The sequence below is a fragment of the Burkholderia sp. KBS0801 genome (assembly GCF_005937855.2).
In the GTDB taxonomy this organism is placed as follows: Bacteria; Pseudomonadota; Gammaproteobacteria; order Burkholderiales; family Burkholderiaceae; genus Burkholderia; species Burkholderia ambifaria.
Genome location: NZ_CP042177.1, coordinates 2,020,480 through 2,045,321 on the forward strand (window position 1 = coordinate 2,020,480; position 24,842 = coordinate 2,045,321).

Sequence of the window (24,842 nt, forward strand, 5' to 3'; positions counted from 1 at the left end):
ATGGCAACCATCGGTTTCATCGGCCTCGGCATCATGGGCGCGCACATGGCGCGCAACCTGCTCAAGGGCGATCATCAGCTCGTCGTGAACGGCGCGTTCCCGGTGCCGGACGACCTGCGCGCGAGCGCGAAGGTCGTCGCGAACTCGACCGAAGTCGCGCGGAACGCGGACATCATCATCTCGATGGTGCCGGACACGCCCGACGTGCGTAACGTGCTGTTCGCCGACGACGGCGTCGCGAACGGCCTGACGGCAGGCAAGCTGGTGATCGACATGAGCTCGATCTCGCCGCTCGACACGCAGCAGTTCGCGAAGCAGATCAACGCGCTCGGCTGCGACTACCTCGACGCGCCGGTGTCCGGCGGCGAAGTCGGCGCCCGCGAAGCGACGCTCACGATCATGGTCGGCGGCCCGGAGCAGGCCTTCGAGCACGCGAAGCCGTTGTTCGAGAAAATGGGCAAGAACATCACGCTCGTCGGCGACAACGGCGCGGGCCAGACCTGCAAGGTCGCGAACCAGATCATCGTCGCGCTGAACATCGAGGCGGTCGGCGAAGCGCTGCTGTTCGCCGCGCGCTCGGGCGCCGATCCGGAGCGCGTGCGCCAGGCGCTGATGGGCGGCTTCGCCGCGTCGCGGATCCTCGAAGTGCACGGCGCGCGCATGACCAAGCGCACGTTCGATCCGGGCTTTCGCATCGAACTGCACCAGAAGGACCTGAACCTCGCGCTCGACGGTGCACGCAAGCTCGGTCTCGCGCTGCCGCACACGGCGAGCGCGCAGCAATTGTTCAGCGTGTGCGCGTCGCACGGCGGCAAGGCATGGGATCACTCGGCACTCGTGCGTGCGCTCGAGATCATGTCGAACTTCGAAATCGGCCAGACGCCGGCCGCATAACGCGGATGCAGCGGCGCGCGTTTCGCTGCAACGGCGAACGCGCGCGGGCGCAGCGCGGGCGCAGCGCGACGCATGCTCGCGATCCGGCCGCGGCCGGTCGTATCGGTGCGCGAACACGCGCGCATCACGGTGGGGCGCTCCGGCGCGCATCGCTAACAGCGTGCGCGACGGGGCGAAAAACGCCGCTCTGGGCTGAGAGCGGCGTGGTGGGGTCCGCAGCGGCACCCGGCGACGCCGGGGAAGCCTTGGTCGGTCAGACGTCGTCGTCGGGTGTCCGCCTGTCGGATTTCGCGTATTACATTTCTTTACGTTCAGGCGTGCGATTTTTCATGCAATCGTCGCGATGAACGCCTACACTTTCGCCACGCCTTTCGAGAAATCCGCCGCGCCTGGCGCTCACTCCGGTGAGCGCGCTCAGCGCGGTGTTTTTTTCGCCACTTCACGGCGCGTTTTCTTTTCAACCACCTAGGGAGTGCAGCGATGGGTCTTCTTTCGTTTATTAAAGAGGCGGGTGAAAAACTGCTGGGTCACGCTGACGCGCAAGCAGCGGAAGATCCGAATGCGGCGAACCAGACCGCGGCCGATGCAATCAAGAACTACATCAGCACGCAGGGTCTCGATACGTCGAATCTGACCGTCGCGTTCGACGGCGCGTCGCGCACCGTCACGCTGTCGGGCAGCGTCGCCGACCTCGACACGAAGGCGAAGGTCAAGGTCGCGGCCGGCAACGTGCAAGGCGTCGCGGGCGTCAACGACGACGATCTGCAGCCGGACGATCAGGAAGTTCAGTACCATGACGTGAAGCCGGGCGACACGCTGTCGGCGATCGCGAAGGAAGTGTACGGCGACGCGAACAAGTACCCGGCGATCTTCGAGGCGAACAAGCCGATGCTGTCGAGCCCGGACCGGATCTATCCGGGCCAGAAGCTCGTGATTCCGCCGCAGTCCTGAGCAATCGCCCAGCACTGACGCAAAAAAGGCAGGCCATTGGCCTGCCTTTTTTTCATGCGCGCCGCGCGATCGGCGGCGAACGGTCACAGCGTGTCGAATGCGCGTTGCAGCGCTTCGCGCCCTTGAATGCCGTTCGCGAGCGCCAGCATCAGCAGCACGCGTGCCTTGAACGGGCTCAGCGACCCGGCGCTCACGAAACCGAGCGCATCGTCGTTCGCCGCGCCGTTGCGCATCACGTGCCCCGAGCCGACCCGCGACGCGCGCACCACCGCGACACCGGCGTTCACCGCATCGACGAGCGCCGCCTGCAGCGTCGCATGGATCGACCCGTTGCCGGTGCCCGCGACGACGAGGCCGCGCACGCCGGCCGCGACGAGTGCGTCGACGGCCGTGCGCGTCACGCCCGCATAGCTCGCGACGATTTCGACCGGCGGCCACGCCGCAGCGATCGCCAGTTGCGCATCGCGCGTGCGCGTCACGCGGCGCGCGAATTCGACGCGGCCGTCCTGCACCCAGCCGAGCGCGCCCAGTTCCGGCGACTGGAACGCGTCGACCGCATAGGTGCTCGTCTTCACGACGTCGCGCGCGCCGTGAATCCGGTTGTTGAACGCGACGAGCACGCCCTGCCCGTGCGCGTCCGGATGGGCGGCGACCGTCACTGCGTTCAGCAGGTTCAGCGGGCCGTCGGACGACAGCGCGGTGGCCGGCCGCATCGCGGCCGTCAGCACGACCGGCTTGTCGCCAGTCACGACCAGATGCAGCGCGTACGCGGTTTCCTCGAGCGTGTCGGTACCGTGGGTGATCACGATGCCGTCGATCGCCGGATCGGCCATCAGCGCGTCGATGCGCGCGGCGAGCGTATTCCACAGCGGCAGCGCGAGATCCTTGCTGTCGATGCTGGCGACCTGCTCGGCATCGATGCGCGCGACCGACGCAAGCGCCGGCACCGCGTCGAGCAGGAAATTGACGCCGAGCGCGCCGGCCTGGTAACCGGCCGTGCTGGCGGCGTCCGGCGCGGCGCCGGCGATCGTGCCGCCGGTGGCGAGTACGGCGATGCGCGGCAGCGCCGCCGCCGTCGAAGGGGATGCGGGGTTCGGAGTATTCATGGCCGCGATTGTAATGGCTCGCGGCCGGCATCCGGCAGGTTCCGCGTGTACGGCCGCAGCAGACGCCTCCGCGTCATGGTTTGTCCCGATCACCGGCGCGCGTACGCACCGTCAACGGCTATGCGGGCCGCCGCGTTATACGAATGCCGTTTTGGTGTTTTCACATTGATTTGCCATAATCGGAGCGCGCGGCGCGATGCGGCCCTGTTCCCGTTGCGCCGGGCTTCGTGACGGCGTCGATATAAAGCGCAATTCACCCCATGGGAGTGTCGAAATGAAAATTCAATCGCTCGTAGCCGCAGTGCTTCTCGGCGGCATGCTGGCTTCCCCCGCTTTCGCGGCGAACAGCCAGCAGGACAAGATGAAGGCCTGTAACACCCAGGCCACCGGCAAGACGGGCGACGAACGCAAGGCGTTCATGAAGGAATGCCTGTCGGCCAAGCCCGCGAAGGCCATGACGCAGCAGGAAAAGATGAAGGCCTGCAACACGCAGGCCACCGGCAAGAAAGGCGACGACCGCAAGGCGTTCATGAAGAGCTGCCTGAGCAGCCAGCCGGCCGCCTGAGTTCCGGCGCTCCCGCACGAATGCCGCGCACCGCTTCGGCGGGCGCGGCTTTTTTGTTTTCGTTGCACGCGCATCGACGCGCGCGATGCCGCCCGATGCGCCGGCGCATCCTCCGGCGGCATCGCCACACCGATGCCGCGATACGTTGCGCCGCCCTCCCGCCCCGCTTTCCGGGCACGCCGTGCAAATGCCGTCACATGGTGCGGCAATTCGCCGCGATTTCTTCTATGATGGCTGCAACGCGGCCCACCCAAGTACAAGAAGCGCCATCGGGCCGCCCTCGAGGCGGACGCGCACGCCGCGTCAAACGGAGGCATGGATGGCATGGAGACAACACCGCTGGTTTCGCCGCTGGCTGATCGTGATCGTGTTCTGGGCCGTGCCCGTCGCGATCGTCGCCGTGCGCGAGATCCGCGAGGAAATGGCGTACAACAAGGCCGACCTGGAGCTCGCGCTGACCACCTGGCAGCTCACCGACGCGCAGCAGGCCGCCGGCGCCGCCGCGAAGTGCCACGGGGACCCTGACGCGGCGCGGGCCGCCGGCTGCCCGGCCGACGTGCTGAGCGCCAACGCGGCACGCCAGCAGGCGGCCCGCGACGAATACGTGGTGCGCCGCAATACGCTCGCCGGTTATCTGTGGCATGCGTTCGTCGGCTATTGGGTCGTGCCGGCCGCGTTCCTGTTCGCATGCGGGGTCGTGATCGCGCTGATCCGCCGTGCGCTGCGCCGCCCGCCGATCAAGCCGCCCGCTCCGCCGGCGCCGCCCGTCACGCATTGATCACGCATTGACGCGCAGCCCCTCTCTTCCTTTTCCGCTGGCCGCCTGCCACCGCCCGGGGCGCGACGCGTCGCCGCACGCGCCGCGCCGTCCGTTGGCGCGCCGCGACATCCCCGCACGATTTGACGCTTTTTCACGTCGCAATGAAAAGGGGCTGTAATCCACTGTGATATAACTGCCGACGTGATCCGCTCCCTGAGCGAGACTCACTCCGAACGTCATCCGATGGAGAATAACGATGCAAAAACGGAATCTTGTGCTGAAAGCTGCCGCTGCGCTCATCGTCGGTAGCCTCGCGCTCACCGGTTGCACCACTACCCCGGACAAGCCGGACAACGCCGCGACCAACGCGTCGAAGCGTCAAGCGATCGACTCGAGCGTCGACGCCACGCTGTCGCGCATGTATTCCACGGTCAAGGGTTCGCGTGAGCTCGTCGCGAAGTCGCGCGGCGTGCTGGTGTTCCCGAACGTGCTGCAGGCCGGCCTGATCGTCGGCGGCCAGTCCGGCAACGGCGCGCTGCGCGTCGGCGGCAGCACGGTCGGCTACTACAACACGTCGTCGCTGTCGGTCGGCCTGCAGGCCGGCGCGCAGTCGAAGGCGATCGTGTTCCTGTTCATGACGCAGGAAGCGCTCGACGAATTCCGCGGCTCGGACGGTTGGGCAGCCGGCGCCGGCGCGTCGGTCGCGCTGGTGAAGATGGGCGCGAACGGCGCGGTCGATTCCAACACGGCCACCGCACCGGTCCAGGTCATCGTGCTCACGAACGCAGGCCTGATGGGCGACGTGTCGATCAACGGCACGAAGGTCACGAAGCTCAAGATCTGACGCTGACGCCATGCCCGTGCACAGCGTGCGCGGGCCATGCGCAAACGGCGATGTCCTTGCGGGCATCGCCGTTTTTTTATTTGCTCGCGTCGCGCGTCAGGTCGTCGAGTCGATCACCTTGAAGCGCGAGCGCTTCTGCGCGCGAATCAGCGACTGGTAGACGTCGACGTACTGCTGCGCCATCCGGCGCGACGTGAAGCGCTGCTCGAAGCGCTGCCGCACGCGCGCGCGCGGCAGCAGGTGCAGCCGGTTCACGGCGGCCACCGCGCTGATTTCATCCTCGACGATGAAACCCGACACGCCCTCGTCGATCACTTCCGGCACCGCGCCGCGATTGAATGCGATCACCGGCGTGCCGCACGACATCGCCTCGATCATCACCAGGCCGAACGGCTCCGGCCAGTCGATCGGAAACAGCAGCGCATGCGCGCCCGACAGGAATTCGGCCTTCTGGTGATCGGCGATCTCGCCGATGAATTCGACGTGCGGCAACGCGAAAAGCGGCTTGATCTCGCGGTCGAAGTATTCCTCGTCGGCCGCATCGATCTTCGCGGCGATCCGGATCGGCAGCCCGCACTGGCCGGCGATCCGGATCGCCGTGTCGACGCGCTTCTCCGGCGAGATACGGCCCAGGAACGCGAGATAGCGCGGCTCGACGGGCTGCGGCATGTACATCGTCTCGGGCAGCCCGTGGTAGACCGTCGTCAGCCACTTCGCCTGCGGCAGCGGCTGGCGCTGCGAATTGGAAATCGAGATCACGGGCGCCGTGTTGAACGTGTCGAACACCGGCTGCTGCTCGGGCAGGTCGAGCCGGCCGTGCAGCGTCGTCACGTACGGCGTTTGCTGCCGGTTGAAGACCGAGAATGAGTAGTAGTCCATGTGGAAATGGAGCACGTCGAAGTCCTTCGCGCGGCGCGCGACCGTCTCCATCAGCAGCATGTGCGGGGCAACCCGGTCGCGGATCGACGAATCGAGCCGCAGCGCGCGCGGCCACACGGGTTCGAGCTTCGCCCGGGTCGTCGAATCGCCGCTGGCGAACAGCGTCACATCATGGCCGAGATCGACGAGCGCCTCGGTGATGTAGGACACGACGCGCTCCGTGCCGCCGTACAGCTTCGGCGGCACCGATTCGGTCAGCGGGGCGATCTGGGCAATTCTCATGGTCCACGTCTCCTGTGTCCTGTCCGTTGCCGCACGGCCGGCGGGCGTGCGCGCAGTTTGCGCCCGCCCCGCTTTCATGCGGCGCCGGCCGGCATGGCGCCAGCCGGATATCCCATTATTATTCGCGATCGCCGTACAGGGAACCGTCAGCCTTTCATTTTATGGGCGTTGTTACAGACCGGATACATTCCGCGCGGCGCGCCAGGGCGTTCGGGAGCAGCCCTGCCGGGGCCCTTCATGGGGCGAGGATCATCATCGAACGCTCGCCGCCGTGCCGGTCAACGCGACGGCCACTTCCATGCCGGCAGGTCGCGCGTGTCGGCATCGACGAGCGCGGTCGCGCCCAGCTGCTTGTCGAGCACCAGCGATTCGCAGCCGGCCTCGCGCTCGAGCGTCGCGATGAGCCGCGCCGCGTGCGACACGACCAGCACCTGCGAACGCCGCGCGGCCTGCGCGATCAGGCGGCCAAGCGCCGGCAGCAGATCGGGGTGCAGGCTCGTCTCCGGTTCGTTCAGCACCATCAGCGCCGGCGGCCGCGGCGTCAGCAGCGCGGCCGCGAGCAGCAGGTAGCGCAGCGTGCCGTCGGACAGTTCGGCGGCGGCGAGCGGCCGCAGCAGCCCGGGCTGGCGCATCAGCACGTCGAAGCGGCCGCGGCCGCCCGGATTGTCGATCTCGACCGACGCGCCGGGAAACGCGTCGTCGATCGCCGCATCGAGTGCCGCGCCGTCGCCGATTTCGCGAATCGTCTGCAGCGCGGCGGCCAGATCGGCGCCGTCGTCCGCCAGCACCGGCGTATGGGTGCCGATATGCGACTGCCGGGCCGGCGCCTGCGCGTCGGTCCGGAAATGATCGTAGAAGCGCCACGAGCGGATCCGCTCGCGCACCGCGATCATCTCCGGCGCGCCGGTCGGATCGGCGAACTCGGTCATCATGCTGTCGAAGCTCGCGACCGGCTGCGGAATCGTCCGCCACTCGCCCGACGCGGTGCGCGTGCGGATCTGCGCCCCCTGCCGGTCGACCAGCAGCGTCGACGGGCGCGGCAGCGCGCCGCTCCAGATGCATTCGCGCTTGACCACCGGATCGAGCGCGAACTGCGAATGGCTCGGGACCGGCAGGCCGAGATCGATCGCATAGCCGAAATCGTCGCACGCGAAGCCGAGCCTCAGGCTCACGGGTCCCTTGCGCACCGTGCCCGTCACCGGCACGTCGCCGGCCAGCATCGCGCGCGAGAAGCGCTCGGGGCCGGCCCACAGCGTCGACGGCAATCCGCCCTCGCGCGCGAGCGACGGGATCACGCGGCCCTGCGCGGTGTCGGCGAGCAGGCGCAGCGCGCGGTACACGCTCGACTTGCCGCTTCCGTTCGGCCCGGTGACGACGTTGAGCGCCGCGAGCGGCACGATCAGCTCACGCAGCGAGCGGTAATTGGCGATGGCGAGCGTGTTCAGCGCGGTCATGGTGACGGAGGGCGGGCCACGTTTCAGCGGCCGTCGACGGCCTGCGGATCGGCGGCGGTGTTGGCCGCCGTGCTGGCGGCGGGCTGGCGCGCATGCGGCCGAACGGGATTCGGCGCGTCCGGTGCGGAATCATGCGGATACAGCTCCATCCGGCTGCGCGGCAGGCATTGCGGAAAACGCGCCTGCAGGTACGCGATCAACCCTTCGCGCACACGGCAGCGCAGGTCCCAGCACGACGACGAATCGACCGCGCTGACGAGCGCGCGCAACTGCATCGCGCGCTCCGTCGCGTCGGTCACCTGCAGTACCTGGACGCGGCCGTCCCACTCGGGCGCCGCATGAACCAGCCGCGCGAGCTCCTCGCGCAGCGGCTCGAGCGGCGTACGGTAGTCGACCGACAGGTACACCGTGCCGATGATTTCCGCGCTGCTGCGCGTCCAGTTCGTGAACGGATTCTCGATGATCCACTGCAGCGGCACGACGAGGCGCCGCTGGTCCCACAGCCGCACCGACACGAACGAGCCGGTGATTTCCTCGATGCGCCCCCACTCGCCCTGGATCACGACGACGTCGTCGAGCCGGATCGGCTGCGTAAGCGCGATCTGCAGCCCGGCGATCAGGTTGCCGAGCACCGGCCGCGCGGCGATACCGGCGACCAGGCCGGCAACGCCGGCCGACGCCAGCAGGCTCGCGCCGATCTGGCGCACGTTCGGGAACGTCATCAGCGCGGCGCCCGTGCCGATGATCACGATCAGGACCATGACGGTCCGCACGAGCACCTTGGCCTGCGTGTGGACGCGCCGCGCGTGGAGGTTGTCGGCCGTATCCATCGGATGGGCCTGGATGATCGCGTCGCCGACGCCGGCCGCGAGCCGCACCAGCAGCCAGGTCAGCGACACGATCGAGCCGACCGCGGCCGCGGTGCGCATGCCGCGCACGAACGACATGCTCTCGTCCGCCTGGAGCCACACGAACTCGAGCGCGAGCAACGCGAGCGTGACGAGCGACGGTTTGTCGATATAGCGCAGGATCACGCTCATCAGCGGATACGGCTGCGCGATGCGCTTGACGATGCGTGCGCCGAGACGATGCACGATCAACACGACAAGCACGACGATGACCGACACGATCAGCGTGCCGAGCCATGAATGCAATGGCGCATCGGCGATGCGCTGCAGTTCCTCGATTGAAATCATCGGCGCCCGGGATGCTTCGGTTATGAGGCGCGGCGGCCTCGTCCTGGATGCGTCGGCGACGTCCGGGCCGCATGCGCCCGGATCCGGCGTCAGATCAACTGCCGCCCCTGCAGGGGAACGCCTTGCCGAGACCGAGCGACACCGCGGTGCTCGCGTTGTAGTCGGCCAGCTTCGGGTTCTCCGCGATGTACTTGCGCACCGCGTCGGTCATCTGCTGCGCCCGGATGTCGGGCGGCAGGCAGAAGTACTGCCCGACGCGCGGCCCGGTAGTGCCGCCGATCGCGTCGATGGTGTTGTAGACGCCATCGGCGGCGCCTTCGATGTAGGCCGCGCACGACGCCCGCGACTTGACGTCCGTCTTCGCGCACAGCCGGTCGAGATCCGCGCCCGTGAAAGCCGCCGCCGACAACGGCACGGCAAACGCCGCGGCACAAAACATAGCCCGCAACATGGTGTTCCTTATGTCAATGCGGCCCCAGGCCGCTCGCTGCACTGACCGACGCGGCGGCCGCACACCCGCTGCCGGCCGGATTCCGGCCGGGCGGGCGCTTAGCCGCCGCGCCGAAACCGTCATTTTGCACTCTTTTGGGCATCGGCCGGCGCCGATGCGCCGACACGCACCGTCCGCTTGCTCAGGATGTCGATCGCGTCCGGCGCCTTGTAGTGCTTCGCGAACTCGAGCGCGGTGATGCCGAGCTGGTTCTTAACCTGCGGATCGGCGCCCTGGTCGAGCAGCAGATTGACCGTCGTCGCATGGTTGCCGCGGGCGGCCATCATCAGCGGCGTCGTACCGTTCGGCGACGCCGTGTCGATATATGCATCGTGGTCGAGCAGGATCTTGACGACCGCGTCCTGGCCGTTGGTGGCCGCGTAGTGCAGCGGCGCCCAGCCCTTCTTGCTGACTTCCGCGCCCTTGTCGATCAGCAGCTTGACGAGGCCGACATCACCGTTCAGCGATGCGAGCATCAGCGCGTTCTCGCCGGCCTTGTCTTCCTTCTCGAGGTCGACGTTCGGCGTCGTCGCGATCGCGGCGGCGACCTTGTCGGATTTCTCGCGCGCGGCGATCACGAGGATCGGGTCGCCGTTCGGCGCGAGCGTGTTCGGATCGAGCTTGCCGCTCTTCAGCTGCTTGCCGATGTCGTCGATGTCGTCGAACTTGACCGCCTTGACGATCGCGTCGAGCGACTCGGCATGCGTGCCGGCGACGGCAAACAGGCCGCTCGCGACGAGTGCGGCGGTGACGAGGGCGCGCTTGGGCAGGTATGTGGTCAGCTTCATCATTGTTGTGGGCTCCTTCCCTGGGTTGTCGGCTGGCCGCGCGTCATGAGCGGGCGATCTTGAACAGCCGGAAAAAGTTCTGCGTCGTCGCATCGGCCAGCGCCTCGACGGCGATCCCGCGCTCGGATGCGATAAAACGTCCGACATGGCTGACGTACGCAGGTTCATTCGGCTTGCCGCGATACGGCACCGGCGCGAGGTACGGCGAGTCGGTTTCGATCAGCAGCCGCTCGAGCGGCACGCGCCGCGCGACGTCCTGCACGTCGGTCGCGTTCTTGAACGTGACGATGCCCGACAGCGAGATATGGAAGTTCTGCGCGAGCGCCTGCTCGGCGACGGGCCACGGCTCGGTGAAGCAGTGCATCACGCCGCCCGGCACGTCCGCGCGCTCCTCGGCCATGATCCGCAGCGTGTCTTCCGACGACGCGCGCGTATGGATGATCAGCGGCTTCATCGTCGCGGTCGCCGCGCGGATATGCGTGCGAAAGCGTTCGCGCTGCCATTCCATGTCGGCGATCGAGCGGCCTTCGAGGCGGTAGTAGTCGAGGCCCGTCTCGCCGATCGCGACGACCTTCGGGTGCGCGGCCAGCTCGATCAGTTCCGCGAGCGTCGGCTCGCGTGCGTCCTCGTGATCGGGATGCACGCCGACCGACGCATAGACGTTGTCGTGCGCCTGCGCGATCGCGAGCACGTCGGGCAGCGTCTCGAAGTCGACCGACACGCACAGCGCGTGCGTGACGTCGTGCTCGCGCATGTTCTCCAGCACGGCCGGCAGGCGGTCGGCGAGACCCTTGAAATTGATGTGGCAGTGAGAATCGACGAACATCGTGTTTCCTGAATACGTAAGACGGGCGCTCACGCGCTCGCCGGCAATCGTTTCCCCACTCGCAGGAAACAATCCGCGCTCACGCGAACATTTCCCGATAACCGAGAAACAGTTCCTCGAAGACGAGCCGGGCGTTGAGCGGATGGTTCTCGACCGTCCGCTGGCGCGTCACGGCCTTCATGAAGCGCGCGAACGCGTTCGCGTCGACCGCCTCCGCGCAACGCGCGAGCGCGGCCGCCTGCATCGGGAAGTAGCGCGGCGCGCCCGCCATGCGCTGCGCGAGCAGATCGTACAGCCAGCGCTGCAGCCAGCCGAGCACCAGCGGCACCGGCAGCTTCTGCAGCGTCTCGCCGCAGGCGAACGGATCGCACGCGGCGCCGGCCGCGAGCTGGCCGAGCGTGAAATCGCGCAGCGGGCGGTTCTCGTCGCTCGCGAGCGCCAGCGCGGCGAGCGGCGCGCCGCCGGCTTCGGCGAGCAGCGCACGCGCATCGTCGACCCCGCGCGCCTCGAGCCATGCCGCGGCCGCGTCGGGTGCCGGCACGGTCATCGGCCACTGCCGGCAGCGGCTGATGATGGTCGGCAGCAGCCGGTCGATGCGCGCCGACACCAGCAGGAATACGACGCCCGACGGCGGCTCCTCGAGTGTCTTCAGCAGCGCGTTCGACGCGGCGACATTCAGCGCCTCGGCCGGATACAGCACGACCACGCGCGCGCCGCCGCGGTGCGAGCCGACCCCGCAGAAATCGAGCAACGCACGCACCTGCTCGATCTTGATCTCCTTGCTCGGCGCGCGCGTCTTCTTGCCGCCTTCATCGGCGTCGGCCGGCTTCGCGTCGTCGACCGCGCCCGGCGCTTCGCCCGCGAGCACCTCGGGCAGCACGATCCGGTAGTCCGGATGGTTGCCCTGCGCGAACCACGTGCAGGCCGCGCAGCTGCCGCACGGCTCGCCGTTCGGCTGCGGCGCTTCGCACAGGAAGCCCTGCGCGAGATGCTGCGCGAACTGCAGCTTGCCGATTCCGGCCTGGCCGTGCAACAGCAGCGCATGCGGCCATTGCGGACGCAGTTGCTGCAGGCGGTTCCAGTCGTCGGTCTGCCACGGATAGATCATGTGGTGCGTTCCTTCGGGTTACAGCGCGGCGAGCACGCGTTCGAGCTGCTGGCGGATCTCGGGAATCGACTGCGTCGCGTCGACGATCGCGAAGCGGTGCGGCGCCTCTTCCGCGCGCCGCAGGTATTCGCCGCGGGTGCGCGAGAAAAACGCGTCCGACTCGCTTTCGAACTTGTCGGGCATGCGGACGGCGCCGCGGCGCTCGCTCGCCACCTGCGGCGCGACGTCGAACAGCACCGTCAGGTCGGGCTGGAAGCCGCCCTGCACCCAGCGCTCGAGCGTCTCCAGCTTGTCGCGCGGCAACCCGCGGCCGCCGCCCTGGTACGCGAACGTCGCGTCGGTGAAGCGATCGGACACGACCCAGTCGCCGCGCGCGAGCGCGGGCTCGATCACGAGCGCGAGGTGTTCGCGCCGGGCCGCGAACATCAGCAGTGCTTCGGTCTCCAGGTCCATCGGCTGGTTCAACAGGATCTCGCGCAGCTTCTCGCCGAGCTGCGTGCCGCCCGGCTCGCGGGTGACGACGACCTGCCGGCCGCCCGCGGCCAGCTTCGCCTGGAGGCGTTCGCAGAACCATTGCAGGTGGGTGGTCTTCCCCGCCCCGTCGATGCCTTCGAACGTGATGAATTTACCGCTCGCCATTATTGACCTCGTATGTACTTGTCCACGGCCTTGTTGTGATCGCCGAGCGTATCCGAGAACACGCTCGTGCCGTCGCCCTTCGCAACGAAATAGAGCGCGCCCGTCTGGGCCGGATTGATCGCCGCCTGCAGCGAGGCGACGCCCGGCAGGGCGATCGGCGTCGGCGGCAGCCCGCGGCGCGTATAGGTATTGTAAGGAGTGTCGGCCTGCAGGTCGCGCTTGCGCAGGCGGCCGTCGTACGCGTCGCCGAGGCCGTAGATCACCGACGGATCGGTCTGCAGCGGCATCCCGATGCGCAGCCGGTTCGCGAACACCGCCGCGACGAACGTGCGGTCAGCCGCGTGGCCCGTTTCCTTTTCGACGATCGACGCGATCGTCAGCGCTTCGTAAGGCGTCTTGTACGGCAGCCCCGGCGCGCGCGCGGCCCATGCTTCGTCGAGACGCGTCTGCATCAGGTGGTACGCGCGCCGGTAGATGTTCAGGTCGCTCGTGCCCTTGTCGAACAGGTAGGTGTCGGGAAAGAACAGCCCCTCGCCGCTGCCGCGCTGGATCGCGGCGTCCGACGCGCCGATCGCGCGCAGCAGCTCGGCATCGCTCATGCCGGCCGTGGCGTGCGCGAGATCGGGATTGCCGTCGAGCTCCGCGCGCATCCGCTTGAAGGTCCAGCCCTCGATCACGGTCGCGACGTACTCGTTCACGTCGCCGCGCGCGATCTTCTGCAGGACGTCGTACGGCGTGATGCCGGTCTTGAATTCGTAGTTGCCGGACTTGAGCCGGCTCGACAGCCCGAGCACGCGCGTCATCGCGACGAAGCCGAGCGGCTCGACCGGCACGCCGCCGCGCTTGAGCTGCAGCGCGACGCTCTTCACGCTGCTGCGCGGCTTGATCGTGACGTCGAGCGACGCCGAGCCCAGCAACAGCGGCCGGGTCGCCCAGTAATACCCGCCGCCCGCGCCGGCAGCGGCCACAACGACGGCCAGCGCCACGATCGTCGCGGCGCATTTCTTCAGTAGGGACATGGAAACGTGACTCAGGTAAGACCCATATAATACTTGCTCGCCTCCGTCAAAGTCAGGGTTGACTGTTCCCTCATTCCATGAGCACACCGTTCGCTTCACCGGCTGCCCAGGCCGCAACTGCCTCGCTCCCCGTTTCCCCCCGCCCGTCCGCTGCCGATTTCGACGCGCCGGGCGCCTGCATGCCGCTCCCGCAGTTCGGCGTGATCGACGTGGCCGGCGACGACGCCGCGACGTTCCTGCACAGCCAGCTCACCAACGACATCGAGCATCTCGATGCCGCGAGTGCGCGCCTGTCCGGCTACTGCTCGGCGAAAGGCCGCCTGCTCGCGTCGTTCCTCGCCTGGCGCGCCGGTCACGGCGTGCAGCTGCTGGTCTCGAAGGACGTCCAGGCCGCCGTTCAGAAACGCTTGTCCATGTTCGTGCTGCGCTCGAAGGCGAAACTGACGGACGCGAGCGACACGCTCGCGGTGGTCGGCTTCGCGGGCGACGTGCGCGAGGCGCTGTCGGGCATCTTCGACGCGCTGCCGGACGGCGTGCACGTGAAGGTCGACGGCCCGGCCGGCGCGCTGATCCGCGTGCCGGACGCGGCAGGCCGCAAGCGCTATCTGTGGATCGGGCCGCGCGCGGAAGTCGACACGCGCCTCGCCGCGCTCGGCGGCAAGCTGCCGGTCGTGTCGCCGGCCGTATGGGACTGGCTCGACGTGCGCGCGGGCGAGCCGCGCATCACGCAGCCGGCCGTCGAACAGTTCGTCCCGCAGATGGTCAACTTCGACGTGATCGGCGCCGTTAACTTCAGGAAGGGGTGCTACCCGGGCCAGGAAGTCGTCGCGCGCAGCCAGTACCGCGGCACGATCAAGCGCCGCACCGCGCTCGCGCATGTCGCCGGCGAGACCGACACCGTGCATGCCGGCGTCGAGCTGTTCCACAGCGATGACCCGGGCCAGCCGTGCGGAATGATCGTCAATGCGGCCGCCGCACCCGCGGGCGGCGTCGATGCGCTCGTCGAAATCAAGCTGGCCGCGCTCGACAGCGGCACGGTGCACCTCGGTGCGGCCGACGGACCGCCGCTCGCGTTCGACGCGCTACCGTACGCATGGCCGACGGAAGCGTGACGCACTGACAACCTGTTGCACGCCGGTTCGCACGTAGCGGCCGGCGCGCGATGTTTCCTGCGAGAGATTCGCCCGATGTGTCTGATTGCCTTCGACTGGCAGCCTGATGCCGCCGCCGGTCCTGTCTTTACCCTCATCGCCAATCGCGACGAATTCTTTCGCCGTACGAGTGCGCCGCTTTCGTGGTGGGAGGACGTGCCGGGCGTGCTGGCCGGCCGCGATCTCGAAGCGGGCGGCACGTGGCTCGGCGTGTCCCGCGACGGCCGCTTCGCGGCGCTGACCAATTACCGCGCGCCGTTCGACATTCGCGCGGGCGCACCAACCCGCGGCAAGCTCGTATCCGATTTCCTCGGCGGCCCGCCGGTCGCGCCGCTCGATTATCTCGGCGCGCTGGCCGAGCACTCGGCCGTGTACAACGGCTTCAACCTGCTGGTCGGCGACTGGAAGCGGCGCGAACTCGCGTGGTTCTGCAACCGCCCGGCCGAAGGCGAAACTGCTGTCGCGCCGCCGGTCGCGGTCAGCGCCGGCGTGCATGCACTGTCGAACGCGCGGCTCGATACGCCCTGGCCGAAAATCGTGCGCAAGCGCGCGGAACTCGGCACGCTGCTCACCGACAATCCGACCCCGTCGCTCGACGAACTGATCGAGCTGATGCGCGATCCGCGCGTCGCGGACGACGACGCGCTGCCGCACACCGGCATTCCGATCGAGCGCGAGCGTGCGCTGTCGGCCGCGTTCATCGAGACGCCCGAATACGGTACGCGCGGCACGACCGCGCTGCGCGTGACGATGAAGGAAGGCGTGCGATTGACGGTCGACATCAAGGAACGCTGCGACGACGACGGCTCGCACCGTACCGTTCGGCCGGGCACGTTCGAGCGCGCGTTCACGTTCGACATCGACGCGACGCAGCCGCGCTGAGCCTGTGCGAGCGGCGCCCGGGCCTGTTCATACGAATAACGGGCTCTAGGGCGCGCGCGCCATCTCGACGTGCGGCACACCCACTTCGACGAACCGGTCGCCGATCGCCGTGAAACCGTGCCGTACGTAGAACGCGACCGCGGCATCCTGCGCGTAGAGCCGCACGACCGGTTCGCCGCGATGCCGCGCCGCGTCCAGTAGCGCGTGCAGCACGGCCGATCCGGCGCCCTGCCCGCGCGCGTCGGCCAGCACCGCGACGCGGCCGATCGTGCCGGAGCGCAGCAGCCGTCCGGTCCCGACCGCGCGGCGGGTGCCGGTCGCCGCATCGACCCGGTAGGCAACCGCATGCAGCGACAGCGGATCCTCGTCGTCGAGCTCCCATTCCGGCGGAATCCGCTGCTCGCGCACGAACACCGCATCGCGAATGCGCGCGGCATCGCCGCCCAGCACCGTCCAGTCGCCCGTTTCCACCCAGTCGTCGGTCATCGCTTCCTCCGCGCGGCGTCGAGCGCCGCCGCCGTCAAACGTCGTCGAATGCCGCCTTGAGCGCCGCCACCGCGTCGGCATGCGCGGCCCGCACCTCGGGTACGTAGCCGCCCATTTTGAAGAACTCGTGGATCATCCCCGGATAGCAGACCAGCGTGACCGAATTGCCGGCCGCGCGTAGTTTGTCTGCATACGCGGCGCCCTCGTCGTGCAGCGGATCGTATTCGGCCGTCGCGATCCAGGCCGGTGCGACCCCGGCGAACGACGGCGCACCGCGCTTGCCGTCGAGCGGCGCGAACCGCCAGTCGTCGCGATCGGACCGATCGCGCACGTATTGCGTGAAGAACCACTGGATCGTGTCCTGCGTCAGCAGGTAGCCGTTCGCGAGCCGCGCGTGCGATCCGGTGTCCTGGTAGCCCGTCACGCCCGGATAGATCAGCATCTGCAGCGCAAGGTCGATGCCCGCGTCGCGCGCGAGCACCGCGCAGACCGTCGCGAGCGTGCCGCCCGCGCTGTCGCCGCCGAGCGCGAGCCGCGTCGCGTCGATGCCGAATGCGGCGGCCTCGCGATGCAGCCAGCGCAATGCGTCGTCGGCGTCGTTCACCGCGGTCGGGAACCGGTGTTCGGGCGCGAGCCGGTAATCGACCGACAGCACCGCGCACTGCGCGTCGCGCGCGAACATCCGGCACAGCGCGTCGTGCGTGTCGACGCTGCCGACCGTGAAGCCGCCGCCGTGGTAATAGACCAGCGCCGGCAGCGGTTCGGCGAGGCTCGGCTCGACCGGCAGGTACAGCCGCGCGCCGATCGAGCGGCCGTCGCGCGTCGGCACCACGCAGGCCTCGACCGAATGCATCGGCGCGGGTGCGACGTCGAGGATGGGCGCGCTCTTCTCGTACGCGGCGCGCGCCTGCTGCGGCGTCTGGTGGTGATAGGACGGACGTTTCGCGCGCTCGACCATGTCGAGCACTTGGGCGATCTTCGGATTCAGCGGCATCGGTGAGGACGGCGCGTGCGGCGCCGTGAACGGACAAGCGTCACATGATGCCACGCGCGGGTCAGACGAGCTGCACCAGCTGCTTGCCGAAATTACGGCCCTTCAGGAGCCCGAGGAACGCGTCCGGCGCCCGCTCGAGCCCGTGTGCGATCGACTCGCGGTAATGCAGCCGCTTCGTCGCGACGAGTTCGCTCAGCTCGGCCAGCGCGGGCGGCCACGCGTCCGGATGCTCGAACACGATGAAACCCTGCATCGTCAGCCGCGAGCGCAGGATCAGGCCCGGATTCGCGAGCGGCGCGGGCACGCCGTCGTAGCCGGCGATCATCCCGCATACGGCGATCCGGCCGAACGCGTTCATCCGCGCCATCGTCGTGTCGAGCACCGCGCCGCCGACGTTCTCGAAGCAGCCGTCGACACCGTCCGGCGTCGCGGCGGCCAGGTCGTCGGCCAGCCGACCGGCCTTGTAGTCGACGCACGCGTCGAAGCCGAGCGTGTCGACCACGTAGCGGCACTTGTCGGGGCCGCCCGCGATGCCGACCGCGCGGCATCCGGCGCGTTTCGCGAGCTGGCCGACCACGCTGCCGACCGCGCCGCTTGCCGCGCTGACGACGACGGTTTCGCCGGCCTTCGGCGCGATGATCCAGTTTAGGCCGACCCACGCGGTCACGCCCGGCATGCCGGTCACGCCGAGCCATGCGGACAGCGGCACCCGCGACGTGTCGACCTTGCGCAGCCCGCCGCCGTTCGACGTGCCGTATTCCTGCCAGCCGAACTGGCCGACGACGTGCTCGCCGACCGCGAAATCCGGGTGCCGGGACTCGATCACCTCGCCCGCGGTGGCACCGATCATCACCTCGTTCAACGGCTGCGGCGCCGCGTACGACTTCGTATCGTTCATGCGGCCGCGCATGTAGGGATCGAGCGACAGGAAATGATTGCGTACCCGCAATTCGCCCGCGGCGAGCGGGGCGAGCGGCGTTTCGACGAGCCGGAAGTTGTCGGCGCTGGCAGCGCCTTGCGGGCGTGACACCAGCAGGATCTGGCGGTTGACCGTGTCCATCGTTGTCTCCTTGGCTTCATTCGCGCCGTATCGCCATCCCGTTGCGGATCCGTGCCGCAAAATAAAACGGCCCTGCCTTCGATCAGGCAGGGCCGCTCGTTGCGGCGCTTACGCGTCGCTCGGGCCGGGCTGGGCATCCGGCGCCGTGCGCGTGCGTTGCCGCTTGATGTCGCGGCCCACCGCGAGCCGCCGCATGTACTTGAACGTGCCGAGCGCCTTCGCGACGAAGTTGCCATCGCTGTCGCGCACTTCGCCTTCGCAGTACGCCATCGTCGTCGAACGATGCATCACGCGTCCGTACGCGCGCAGCTCACCGCGCCCCGGCTGCATGAAGTTCACCTTCATCTCGACCGTGACGACGCCGACGCCGTCGTCGGTCAGGCTGCGCGCGGCCATCGCGAGTGCGATGTCCGACAGCGTCATCGTCACGCCGCCGTGCGCGATGCTCCACGTGTTCATGTGCCGCTCGTCGAGCGGCAGCACGATCTCGCTCGCGCCGTCCTTCGCGGATACGAGCCGCACGCCGAGCAGATCGACGAACGGGCTTTCGATCGACGGGCCGTCCGTCGGGGATGCCGCGTCGGTCATCGTGCGCTTTCGGAGAAATAGTCGACGCACTGGCGCGATTCGGCTACCGCAACGACGAATTTCTTCACTTCCTGGTGAACCGGGTGCACCTGGTACGCATCGAGCGCGGCCTGGTCCGTGAAATCGGACACGAGCACGACGTCCGACGTCGCGTCGAGGCCGGGCGTCGCCACGCCGACGTCGAGCTGCAGGATGCCCGGCACGAGATCGCGGCAGCCTTCGAGCTTTTCCTTCAGCTTCAGCGCGTTCTGCGCACGCGTGCCGCCTTCCGCCGATTCCTTCAACTTCCACATGACGATATGTCTGATCACTTCGTTTGCTCCAGTTCGTGGTGGTTCGGCGATTCGCCTGGAACCCTTGCCAGTCGGGCATCAAGTGCCCTTTTCATCGTTTGCTTGCGGTTGTCGGGAATCGTGGCGAGCGTAGTAAAAAGCGGGTAGCAAAGCGGGGGCGATTTCGAATCGTCCAACGACGAGACCCGTCTTTTTACCGTGCCACTCACCGACGTCGAAATCCGACAAGCGAAAGCAACAACAAGCCTACCAAACTTACCGAGGGCAATGGACTGTATCTTTTGGTGAATCCGTCTGGCTCCAGTCCATCGCCCAGCCTTCGTCGGCGCCGTTGGGCGTCGGCATGACCACGCGTAGATGACTCGGGCGCTTCTTTCGACGTTTCAGGCGAAGCGACAGGCCTTCTGCGCGGTACAGCCGCTCAGTGCGCTTGTGGTTCTGGACCAAACCCTCCCGGCGCAGCAAGACGTGCAGGCGGGGCGAGCCAAATCGTGGCCGCTCCTCTGCCAGCTCGCGCAGCCGTTGCCGAACTTCATGGTCGGCGTCAGGTGGCGCCGGCCGCCGGAACGTTCGGCGATTCAGGCCAAGGAGCGCGCACGCCCGGCGCTCCGAATAGTCGTGCTGGTCAATCACCTGCTGCACAACTTATCGGTACTGCGCGGGCGAACTCACTTTTTTCCGAGAACGTCCTTCAAAACCTGGATGTCCAGCGCCTGATACTGACTCAAGACGCCGCGCCACTCGCAGGCCGTCAGTGCGAATCCCCCTGCCGTGAGATAGTCACGAATATTTGAGAGACGATCGTCACCGGTTGCCATAAAAGCTGCACCCGTTGCCAATAGCAAACTGAGTTCCAACTAACAATTCGAGCCGACAACAGTGCCAGACATGAGGTGCAACACATCTGCGAGTGCAAACGAAGATAGTTGCCGACACGGTCGACATCAGACTCAAACGAAACTTGATATCAGGAGACAGTCGCATGTGGCGCGATGTCCGTGTCTCGCGATCGGGATGCCATCATCCGTCATCGATGGATCGCCTTCCTCGATGACATTCGGTGAGACGCTGAGGTGCTGCGGACAAGAGACAAGGTCACCCTTACGAGCTACAAAGCGACCATCGAAGCGCATCTTCGTTGAACCGGTTTCGACCTTGCCGCCGTGGTCAGTGGCATCCCCAACTCGAATCAGATTAATCATTCTGGTTCCGTAAGTTTTTGATCTCCAAAGGCGCTGCTCGCCGGTTCCCCAATCATCAACGCCATACCCCGAAACTGCTCAATGCCCTACCCCGTTCGAAATTCCGCTTCAAGAGACTTGAATGAAATTCATATTCTCGAGTGGAGCTTGGCAACTTGCATCATTGCTTGATCGATATCTGATCGGCTTTAATCCAACGAAGCAAATGCTTACCGGATGCGTTAACGTAGTCTACGTAGGCCCACCCAGTCGGAGACTGCTTCAGTACGGTTACGACATCATTCTGGACGAGATAGGCTCGACTTGCGGTCGCGTCGTCGGGGGCTGTGAACAGAGTCGCTTTTGCGACCGATACCGTGGCGGTCGGGCCTGCAGCACCCACTTCTTGCGCTACTGGCGTACCTACAGTGGCGGCAGATCCTCTCGAAAGCGCCATATCAATCAGTTGCGCATCGACGCGCGCCCCGTCCGACTTGAGAGCCGCTGCAATTTTCTGATAGGACTCGCGATTGGCAGAGGAAGGTGGGTCACACCGCAAGAGATTGTCGGCCCCCGAAGCATTGCGCATCAGTAAATGCGGGGGCTGTCCTGCATTGATGGAGGCCAACTTGTTGATTGCCGATGGACGATCGCGCGTGAGCATCATCGAAGTTTGGGAATCTGTTCCCCACTGGGCACCTTGACTCGGTTGCCAACCCGCTCCACAAATCTCTCCGGTTTGCTCGGCCGTAATACAGCCTGTTTTTATCTCAATCATGGAACAGTACTCCCGGTTCAGCACCGTTTCCGGTTGCCCTTGCCCCATGAACACTGTTCCCTGGTCGTTTCGCATGACGATTACATATTGACCTGAAGGAGAGATATTCCATTTGTTAGGCGGCTCCATCTGCGTTCCCCCGCCGGCGTTCGACTCACCTGCTCGTGGCAGCAGGCCAAACGTCGTTCCATTCGGAAAGGAGAAAACCGCTTTCTTCCAGGCCCGACGGGGCAATGGATCTTGAGGGTTCGCCGCATTGCTATAGATCACTGCTGCTCCGCCAGGCAATGCAAAGCGTAGAGTGGACTGCTGTGCTGCGCTTGCAAGACCTGACCAAAGCATAGTCATCGCGAGCATAGTTCCGACATGCGTGACAAGCGTGCGCGGGGAACCTTCCCGAAACAACTGAACACGCGGCCTCGTAAGTTTTAACGCTGAGTCTTTCAAGATGGCATTCCCAAAGCTTGGACCAAATGTTGATAACGCCCCGGCGCAACCGACGCCCCGTTTACCTTCGCCATAGCGCGAGTTGGCCCGTAGTCCTGCAAAATGCTGGCCTCGTACGAACCCCTGTTCGCCCCCCAATCCGCAGGATTCCGTGACACTTGTGGATTGTGGCTGAAAAACCGGTCTAACGATCCTCTCATGCTGTCCGACGTCTGACTGGGCCAATTTACATCTTGATCCAAGACGGTCGCGCGCCCAAGCGGCGACTGTAGATAATCCCTGATCCGATAGGAATAGCCGTTTGGATACTTGTTGATAGCCTGATTGAGACGATCGACGAAATCCTTGATCTGCAGTTCCTGGTATAGCGGCGACGATACTCCGTGAGCCATCGATGCAACTGGCGGGCACTTCACCGGCTTGCCCATGGTGTCTTTAGAACAGTCACGTCGGAGTGCCTTGTATAGTTCGGGACCGATTAGCCGAACGCCATTCGTGAATGTGGGATGTGCATAACCCAACTGCGCATCACCACCAGAACCGGTCACGGTCCAGCCGCAATCGGCAAAGTACTGTTGATATGCGTCAGGTTGCGTGTCGCGGAACACCGCGATCTGAACGGCTAATTCGCCCCCACTAGCATCGCCTCGAATGGTCTTCTGCATCGCACCTGCGCTGATGATAGCAATGTCGATCGCCTGGACAGTATCCACACAGCCTTCATTCTGAGACATGGCACGCAGAATCTTCTCTTCTACATCGCCTAAAGTTCCTTTGGCACGCATTGTTGCTAGCGCTGGGCAATTTCCTAGCGAGATTTTGCCCGAATGCTGTGGCCCGTACCACGGATCAGTCTTGGTATGCATGAAGCGTGTTCCGGTAACGGTCATGCAGCAACCGCAATCGCACTCACCGCCACTCTGAACGAAATTTCCAATCAGCCCAATCGGATGAAAATGCCACGGCTTCGGCTCTTTCGGAAGAATCTTCGCGTCAATACCCTGAACTTCCTCCCACCACTGAAGCTTCTTGATCCGGTCCATCTCGTTCTGCCATTTCCACGGCACGAGCTTCATATGGGGCAAGATGTCCTCCCACTTCCCCATGTTGCCGCCCCATTCGCTCTCGCTCTTCACGACCATATGCGAGATTGCCTCGGCCAACCACTTCGTTTTTTGCGCATCCGCCAGTTCTGCCGCCGTCACCTTGCCATCGTGATTGACATCAATGGCCTGTTCGAGCTTCTGGATGAGGTCACTGGTGGCCAACGCATCCGCACTCGGTTTGAAGTTGTCCTGATCCTCTCCCATGGCGAGTCCGGCGACGAACAGATAACGCTTGAACATATCGACCATTGTGGTCGAACTGTTGTCGACGAGTTCGAACCCCGGCCAGTCCCACGGGCTGCACAGTTTCACCTTGGGATGGTCCTGCTCGCGCACCCATCCTTGACGAGTTCCACCGTCTTTCGTGCCAACGGTCACGTTCCACCAGCGCTTGGCTTTTCCACTCGCGTCCTTGTCTTCTCGTGCCAAGCTCTGCGGACCCTCCTTGTCGAGATCGATTATCCGCAACACATTGCTAAAGTCCGTGCCTGGCCCCTCTGCCTGACTTACTTTTAGCGGAAAGTCTTTCCAGCCCTTGACAGGGGCTGTTGTCATTTGATTGATCAGACCCAGGCTGCTGTCGACCCAGAACGGGCTACCGGTCGACGTCTCGTCCGGCTTTTTCGCTGGCTTTGGCTTGTGCTTCCCTTTGCCAGCAGGAGCAGGCGGCTCCGGCTGCTCGGCAGGCATTTTCACGGTCTTGGGCTGCACCTTGACCCATCGCGATTTCGGATCGCTGACCGGTACCAGCTTCAAACCCGTCTGCTCGAGGGTGTAATCCGGATCGGGCGCTTTCGTCACGAGTTTCGCGCCCTTCAAAATTTCCAGAAATGGCTTGTCCGTCTCTGGCAACTCCTGCGCGCGAGCCTGACTCTTGGTGATGAACGCAGGAAGATCGGGGCCTGCAAAGATTTCGAGATGGAGCAACGGCCGAGTGGGTAGCGGGGGGGTAGGCTTGGCTTCCCTGTAGCGCTGGTATTGTCCGATATGCGCGACGACGTCTCCCGCCTTGACGGGATACGGTTTCTTGAGCACGACCACCTTGTCGACGGGGCCGGACTGAGGGATCGGCGCCAATTCGGAAACGAAAACGTAACCCCACTTCAACTGCACATCGGGCGCCTGACCGACGACCGGACCCACCGGCTCACCTTTAATGATTTTCGTGATCTTTGCCCATCCCTTGCGGCCGCCGTTATCGGCCTCGTTCACGGTAAGTTCCGTTCCCTCGGGCAGCAAGCCGAGGAGTTTCCCGTTCGGAATAATCCGAACCCGCACACCCGCTACAGGCTCCGGCAATGCATCGTCCGGGCCTTGTTGCTGCGGCGACGAATCGTCGCCGAGCGCACCGGGATCGATCGGCTTGCGTTTGGGAAGATCCTGCTTGTTCGGTTTCAATGCGCGATACGAACGGTCGACTTCCCAGTAGGGCGCAGGCTTGAGTTGCGGTGCCTTGGGATCCGCATTGGCCGTTTTGGGCTGATCGAGCGCCGCCTTATACGTTTTCCAGTCGAGCGTGTGCATGTACAAACTGAAGAACGTCAGTGTTTCACCGGGTGGCGGACTGGACGGCGCGGGTGCTTGTGTCGGGGCTGGCGGCGCATCCGACGGTGCGGATGCTGGATCCGGCTTCTTCGGTGCCGGCGGCAATTGCAGGGTATGGCGGATCAGCACAAAGCCACGCGAGTACAAGGCATGACGCTGGTCCTGATAGGTCAGCGTAGGGTATTCGCTATCGAGCCGGTACGCGACGACCTCCCCGGTGGCAATCGCGCGTACACCGTCGTCCTGTTTCAGCGCCTCGCCGGTCTTCTGGCCGAAGTGAATGCCGCCGTGCCAGATGCCACTGGCCCCGAGAGGATAAAAACCATCCTCCGCGGTCGCAAGTACCTTCATGTAGGTCATGGGATCCGTGGTATCCGGAGTTGCACCTTCCTTGGTCGCAGGCGAAAACGGATAGCTCCATGCAAGCGGCGTGTACGCCGGCTTGGCGTCCGGCTCGGGCTTTTTCGGTGGTTGTTTGGAAGGGTGCTTGTCCGTCATGGCAATTTGAATCGCAAGTCGTTATCGTGCTT

Annotated in this window: 27 protein-coding genes; 7 read left to right on the top strand and 20 right to left on the bottom strand. The window is 65.8% G+C overall.

Annotated features, from left to right (window positions below):
* Entirely contained in the window at positions 1-894 is an 894-nt protein-coding gene (locus FFI87_RS09575) for a 2-hydroxy-3-oxopropionate reductase (RefSeq protein ID WP_138847583.1), read from the top strand.
* A 480-nt stretch (positions 895-1,374) separates the two neighbouring features.
* Positions 1,375-1,845 carry a peptidoglycan-binding protein LysM gene (lysM, locus tag FFI87_RS09580; RefSeq protein WP_006755060.1) on the top strand — a complete coding sequence of 157 codons (471 nt, stop codon included), beginning with the start codon at positions 1,375-1,377 and terminating at the stop codon, positions 1,843-1,845.
* Between the two features lie 83 nt (positions 1,846-1,928).
* Here the strand turns inward: lysM and FFI87_RS09585 are convergent, their stop codons facing one another.
* Positions 1,929-2,951, bottom strand: coding sequence for an asparaginase (locus FFI87_RS09585; protein WP_138847582.1), 1,023 nt, complete (start codon positions 2,949-2,951; stop codon positions 1,929-1,931).
* Between the two features lie 274 nt (positions 2,952-3,225).
* Between FFI87_RS09585 and FFI87_RS09590 the strand changes: the two genes are divergently transcribed.
* From FFI87_RS09590 to FFI87_RS09600, 3 genes are all read left to right on the top strand, one after another.
* The gene (locus tag FFI87_RS09590; protein WP_012364040.1) at positions 3,226-3,516 is read left to right on the top strand and encodes a PsiF family protein; all 291 of its coding nucleotides are present in this window, start codon (positions 3,226-3,228) and stop codon (positions 3,514-3,516) included.
* A 319-nt stretch (positions 3,517-3,835) separates the two neighbouring features.
* Positions 3,836-4,294, top strand: a complete 459-nt coding sequence (locus tag FFI87_RS09595) for a membrane protein (protein ID WP_011657077.1) — start codon at positions 3,836-3,838, stop codon at positions 4,292-4,294.
* Between the two features lie 238 nt (positions 4,295-4,532).
* Positions 4,533-5,120, top strand: coding sequence for a YSC84-related protein (locus tag FFI87_RS09600; RefSeq protein WP_011657078.1), 588 nt, complete (start codon positions 4,533-4,535; stop codon positions 5,118-5,120).
* Between the two features lie 96 nt (positions 5,121-5,216).
* Here FFI87_RS09600 and FFI87_RS09605 read toward each other — a convergent pair whose 3' ends face one another.
* The 9 genes from FFI87_RS09605 to mltG all read right to left on the bottom strand — a co-directional run bounded on the left by FFI87_RS09605 (position 5,217) and on the right by mltG (position 13,801).
* Positions 5,217-6,281, bottom strand: coding sequence for a glycosyltransferase family 4 protein (locus tag FFI87_RS09605; protein ID WP_011657079.1), 1,065 nt, complete (start codon positions 6,279-6,281; stop codon positions 5,217-5,219).
* Between the two features lie 278 nt (positions 6,282-6,559).
* A complete protein-coding gene (locus FFI87_RS09610; protein WP_138847581.1) occupies positions 6,560-7,735 on the bottom strand; it encodes an AAA family ATPase in 1,176 nt (391 codons plus the stop codon).
* 23 nt (positions 7,736-7,758) lie between these two features.
* Complete coding sequence (locus FFI87_RS09615) at positions 7,759-8,931, bottom strand: mechanosensitive ion channel family protein (protein ID WP_012364044.1); 1,173 nt, start codon at positions 8,929-8,931, stop codon at positions 7,759-7,761.
* 94 nt (positions 8,932-9,025) lie between these two features.
* Entirely contained in the window at positions 9,026-9,382 is a 357-nt protein-coding gene (locus FFI87_RS09620) for a Rap1a/Tai family immunity protein (protein WP_006755340.1), read from the bottom strand.
* A 119-nt stretch (positions 9,383-9,501) separates the two neighbouring features.
* Positions 9,502-10,209, bottom strand: a complete 708-nt coding sequence (locus FFI87_RS09625; protein WP_138848479.1) for an ankyrin repeat domain-containing protein — start codon at positions 10,207-10,209, stop codon at positions 9,502-9,504.
* A 43-nt stretch (positions 10,210-10,252) separates the two neighbouring features.
* Positions 10,253-11,035, bottom strand: coding sequence for a TatD family hydrolase (locus tag FFI87_RS09630; RefSeq protein WP_138847580.1), 783 nt, complete (start codon positions 11,033-11,035; stop codon positions 10,253-10,255).
* 79 nt (positions 11,036-11,114) lie between these two features.
* Positions 11,115-12,143: a DNA polymerase III subunit delta' gene (locus FFI87_RS09635; protein ID WP_105834086.1), complete on the bottom strand. Its 1,029-nt coding sequence runs from the start codon at positions 12,141-12,143 to the stop codon at positions 11,115-11,117.
* Positions 12,144-12,161: 18 nt separating this feature from the next.
* The gene (gene tmk, locus FFI87_RS09640; protein ID WP_011657084.1) at positions 12,162-12,782 is read right to left on the bottom strand and encodes a dTMP kinase; all 621 of its coding nucleotides are present in this window, start codon (positions 12,780-12,782) and stop codon (positions 12,162-12,164) included.
* A complete protein-coding gene (gene mltG, locus FFI87_RS09645; protein ID WP_138847579.1) occupies positions 12,782-13,801 on the bottom strand; it encodes an endolytic transglycosylase MltG in 1,020 nt (339 codons plus the stop codon). The genes tmk and mltG overlap by 1 nt, the downstream gene beginning before the upstream one ends.
* A gap of 77 nt (positions 13,802-13,878) precedes the next feature.
* On the opposite strand from mltG, the gene FFI87_RS09650 reads away from it, so the two are divergent.
* Complete coding sequence (locus FFI87_RS09650) at positions 13,879-14,913, top strand: YgfZ/GcvT domain-containing protein (protein ID WP_138847578.1); 1,035 nt, start codon at positions 13,879-13,881, stop codon at positions 14,911-14,913.
* Positions 14,914-14,988: 75 nt separating this feature from the next.
* Positions 14,989-15,834, top strand: coding sequence for an NRDE family protein (locus FFI87_RS09655; protein ID WP_105834083.1), 846 nt, complete (start codon positions 14,989-14,991; stop codon positions 15,832-15,834).
* A 45-nt stretch (positions 15,835-15,879) separates the two neighbouring features.
* Here FFI87_RS09655 and FFI87_RS09660 read toward each other — a convergent pair whose 3' ends face one another.
* From FFI87_RS09660 to FFI87_RS09705, 10 genes are all read right to left on the bottom strand, one after another.
* Positions 15,880-16,320, bottom strand: coding sequence for a GNAT family N-acetyltransferase (locus FFI87_RS09660; protein WP_138847577.1), 441 nt, complete (start codon positions 16,318-16,320; stop codon positions 15,880-15,882).
* Between the two features lie 34 nt (positions 16,321-16,354).
* Positions 16,355-17,314 carry an alpha/beta hydrolase gene (locus FFI87_RS09665; protein WP_011657089.1) on the bottom strand — a complete coding sequence of 320 codons (960 nt, stop codon included), beginning with the start codon at positions 17,312-17,314 and terminating at the stop codon, positions 16,355-16,357.
* A gap of 61 nt (positions 17,315-17,375) precedes the next feature.
* Positions 17,376-18,374, bottom strand: a complete 999-nt coding sequence (locus FFI87_RS09670; RefSeq protein WP_138847576.1) for an NADP-dependent oxidoreductase — start codon at positions 18,372-18,374, stop codon at positions 17,376-17,378.
* Positions 18,375-18,482: 108 nt separating this feature from the next.
* Positions 18,483-18,962 carry a PaaI family thioesterase gene (locus FFI87_RS09675; RefSeq protein WP_138847575.1) on the bottom strand — a complete coding sequence of 160 codons (480 nt, stop codon included), beginning with the start codon at positions 18,960-18,962 and terminating at the stop codon, positions 18,483-18,485.
* The gene (locus tag FFI87_RS09680) at positions 18,959-19,273 is read right to left on the bottom strand and encodes a Dabb family protein (RefSeq protein ID WP_006753419.1); all 315 of its coding nucleotides are present in this window, start codon (positions 19,271-19,273) and stop codon (positions 18,959-18,961) included. Before FFI87_RS09680 ends, FFI87_RS09675 begins: the two co-directional genes overlap by 4 nt.
* Positions 19,274-19,510: 237 nt before the next feature.
* On the bottom strand, positions 19,511-19,897 hold the full coding sequence (locus tag FFI87_RS09685; RefSeq protein WP_138847574.1) for an IS3 family transposase: 387 nt from the start codon (positions 19,895-19,897) through the stop codon (positions 19,511-19,513).
* A 26-nt stretch (positions 19,898-19,923) separates the two neighbouring features.
* Entirely contained in the window at positions 19,924-20,112 is a 189-nt protein-coding gene (locus FFI87_RS09690; protein WP_138847573.1) for a hypothetical protein, read from the bottom strand.
* A 93-nt stretch (positions 20,113-20,205) separates the two neighbouring features.
* A complete protein-coding gene (locus tag FFI87_RS09695) occupies positions 20,206-20,457 on the bottom strand; it encodes a PAAR domain-containing protein (RefSeq protein WP_138847572.1) in 252 nt (83 codons plus the stop codon).
* A gap of 160 nt (positions 20,458-20,617) precedes the next feature.
* Positions 20,618-21,484 carry a hypothetical protein gene (locus FFI87_RS09700; RefSeq protein ID WP_138847571.1) on the bottom strand — a complete coding sequence of 289 codons (867 nt, stop codon included), beginning with the start codon at positions 21,482-21,484 and terminating at the stop codon, positions 20,618-20,620.
* A 173-nt stretch (positions 21,485-21,657) separates the two neighbouring features.
* Entirely contained in the window at positions 21,658-24,810 is a 3,153-nt protein-coding gene (locus tag FFI87_RS09705; protein WP_186381697.1) for a lytic transglycosylase domain-containing protein, read from the bottom strand.
* Positions 24,811-24,842: the final 32 nt, after the last annotated feature.

Coding starts and splice junctions, on each gene's coding strand:
- FFI87_RS09575 (WP_138847583.1), top strand. CDS start 1: ATGGCAACCATCGGTTTCATCGGCCTCGGCATCATGGGCGCGCACATG.
- lysM (WP_006755060.1), top strand. CDS start 1,375: ATGGGTCTTCTTTCGTTTATTAAAGAGGCGGGTGAAAAACTGCTGGGT.
- FFI87_RS09585 (WP_138847582.1), bottom strand. CDS start 2,951: ATGAATACTCCGAACCCCGCATCCCCTTCGACGGCGGCGGCGCTGCCG.
- FFI87_RS09590 (WP_012364040.1), top strand. CDS start 3,226: ATGAAAATTCAATCGCTCGTAGCCGCAGTGCTTCTCGGCGGCATGCTG.
- FFI87_RS09595 (WP_011657077.1), top strand. CDS start 3,836: ATGGCATGGAGACAACACCGCTGGTTTCGCCGCTGGCTGATCGTGATC.
- FFI87_RS09600 (WP_011657078.1), top strand. CDS start 4,533: ATGCAAAAACGGAATCTTGTGCTGAAAGCTGCCGCTGCGCTCATCGTC.
- FFI87_RS09605 (WP_011657079.1), bottom strand. CDS start 6,281: ATGAGAATTGCCCAGATCGCCCCGCTGACCGAATCGGTGCCGCCGAAG.
- FFI87_RS09610 (WP_138847581.1), bottom strand. CDS start 7,735: ATGACCGCGCTGAACACGCTCGCCATCGCCAATTACCGCTCGCTGCGT.
- FFI87_RS09615 (WP_012364044.1), bottom strand. CDS start 8,931: ATGATTTCAATCGAGGAACTGCAGCGCATCGCCGATGCGCCATTGCAT.
- FFI87_RS09620 (WP_006755340.1), bottom strand. CDS start 9,382: ATGTTGCGGGCTATGTTTTGTGCCGCGGCGTTTGCCGTGCCGTTGTCG.
- FFI87_RS09625 (WP_138848479.1), bottom strand. CDS start 10,209: ATGAAGCTGACCACATACCTGCCCAAGCGCGCCCTCGTCACCGCCGCA.
- FFI87_RS09630 (WP_138847580.1), bottom strand. CDS start 11,035: ATGTTCGTCGATTCTCACTGCCACATCAATTTCAAGGGTCTCGCCGAC.
- FFI87_RS09635 (WP_105834086.1), bottom strand. CDS start 12,143: ATGATCTATCCGTGGCAGACCGACGACTGGAACCGCCTGCAGCAACTG.
- tmk (WP_011657084.1), bottom strand. CDS start 12,782: ATGGCGAGCGGTAAATTCATCACGTTCGAAGGCATCGACGGGGCGGGG.
- mltG (WP_138847579.1), bottom strand. CDS start 13,801: ATGTCCCTACTGAAGAAATGCGCCGCGACGATCGTGGCGCTGGCCGTC.
- FFI87_RS09650 (WP_138847578.1), top strand. CDS start 13,879: ATGAGCACACCGTTCGCTTCACCGGCTGCCCAGGCCGCAACTGCCTCG.
- FFI87_RS09655 (WP_105834083.1), top strand. CDS start 14,989: ATGTGTCTGATTGCCTTCGACTGGCAGCCTGATGCCGCCGCCGGTCCT.
- FFI87_RS09660 (WP_138847577.1), bottom strand. CDS start 16,320: ATGACCGACGACTGGGTGGAAACGGGCGACTGGACGGTGCTGGGCGGC.
- FFI87_RS09665 (WP_011657089.1), bottom strand. CDS start 17,314: ATGCCGCTGAATCCGAAGATCGCCCAAGTGCTCGACATGGTCGAGCGC.
- FFI87_RS09670 (WP_138847576.1), bottom strand. CDS start 18,374: ATGGACACGGTCAACCGCCAGATCCTGCTGGTGTCACGCCCGCAAGGC.
- FFI87_RS09675 (WP_138847575.1), bottom strand. CDS start 18,962: ATGACCGACGCGGCATCCCCGACGGACGGCCCGTCGATCGAAAGCCCG.
- FFI87_RS09695 (WP_138847572.1), bottom strand. CDS start 20,457: ATGATTAATCTGATTCGAGTTGGGGATGCCACTGACCACGGCGGCAAG.
- FFI87_RS09705 (WP_186381697.1), bottom strand. CDS start 24,810: ATGACGGACAAGCACCCTTCCAAACAACCACCGAAAAAGCCCGAGCCG.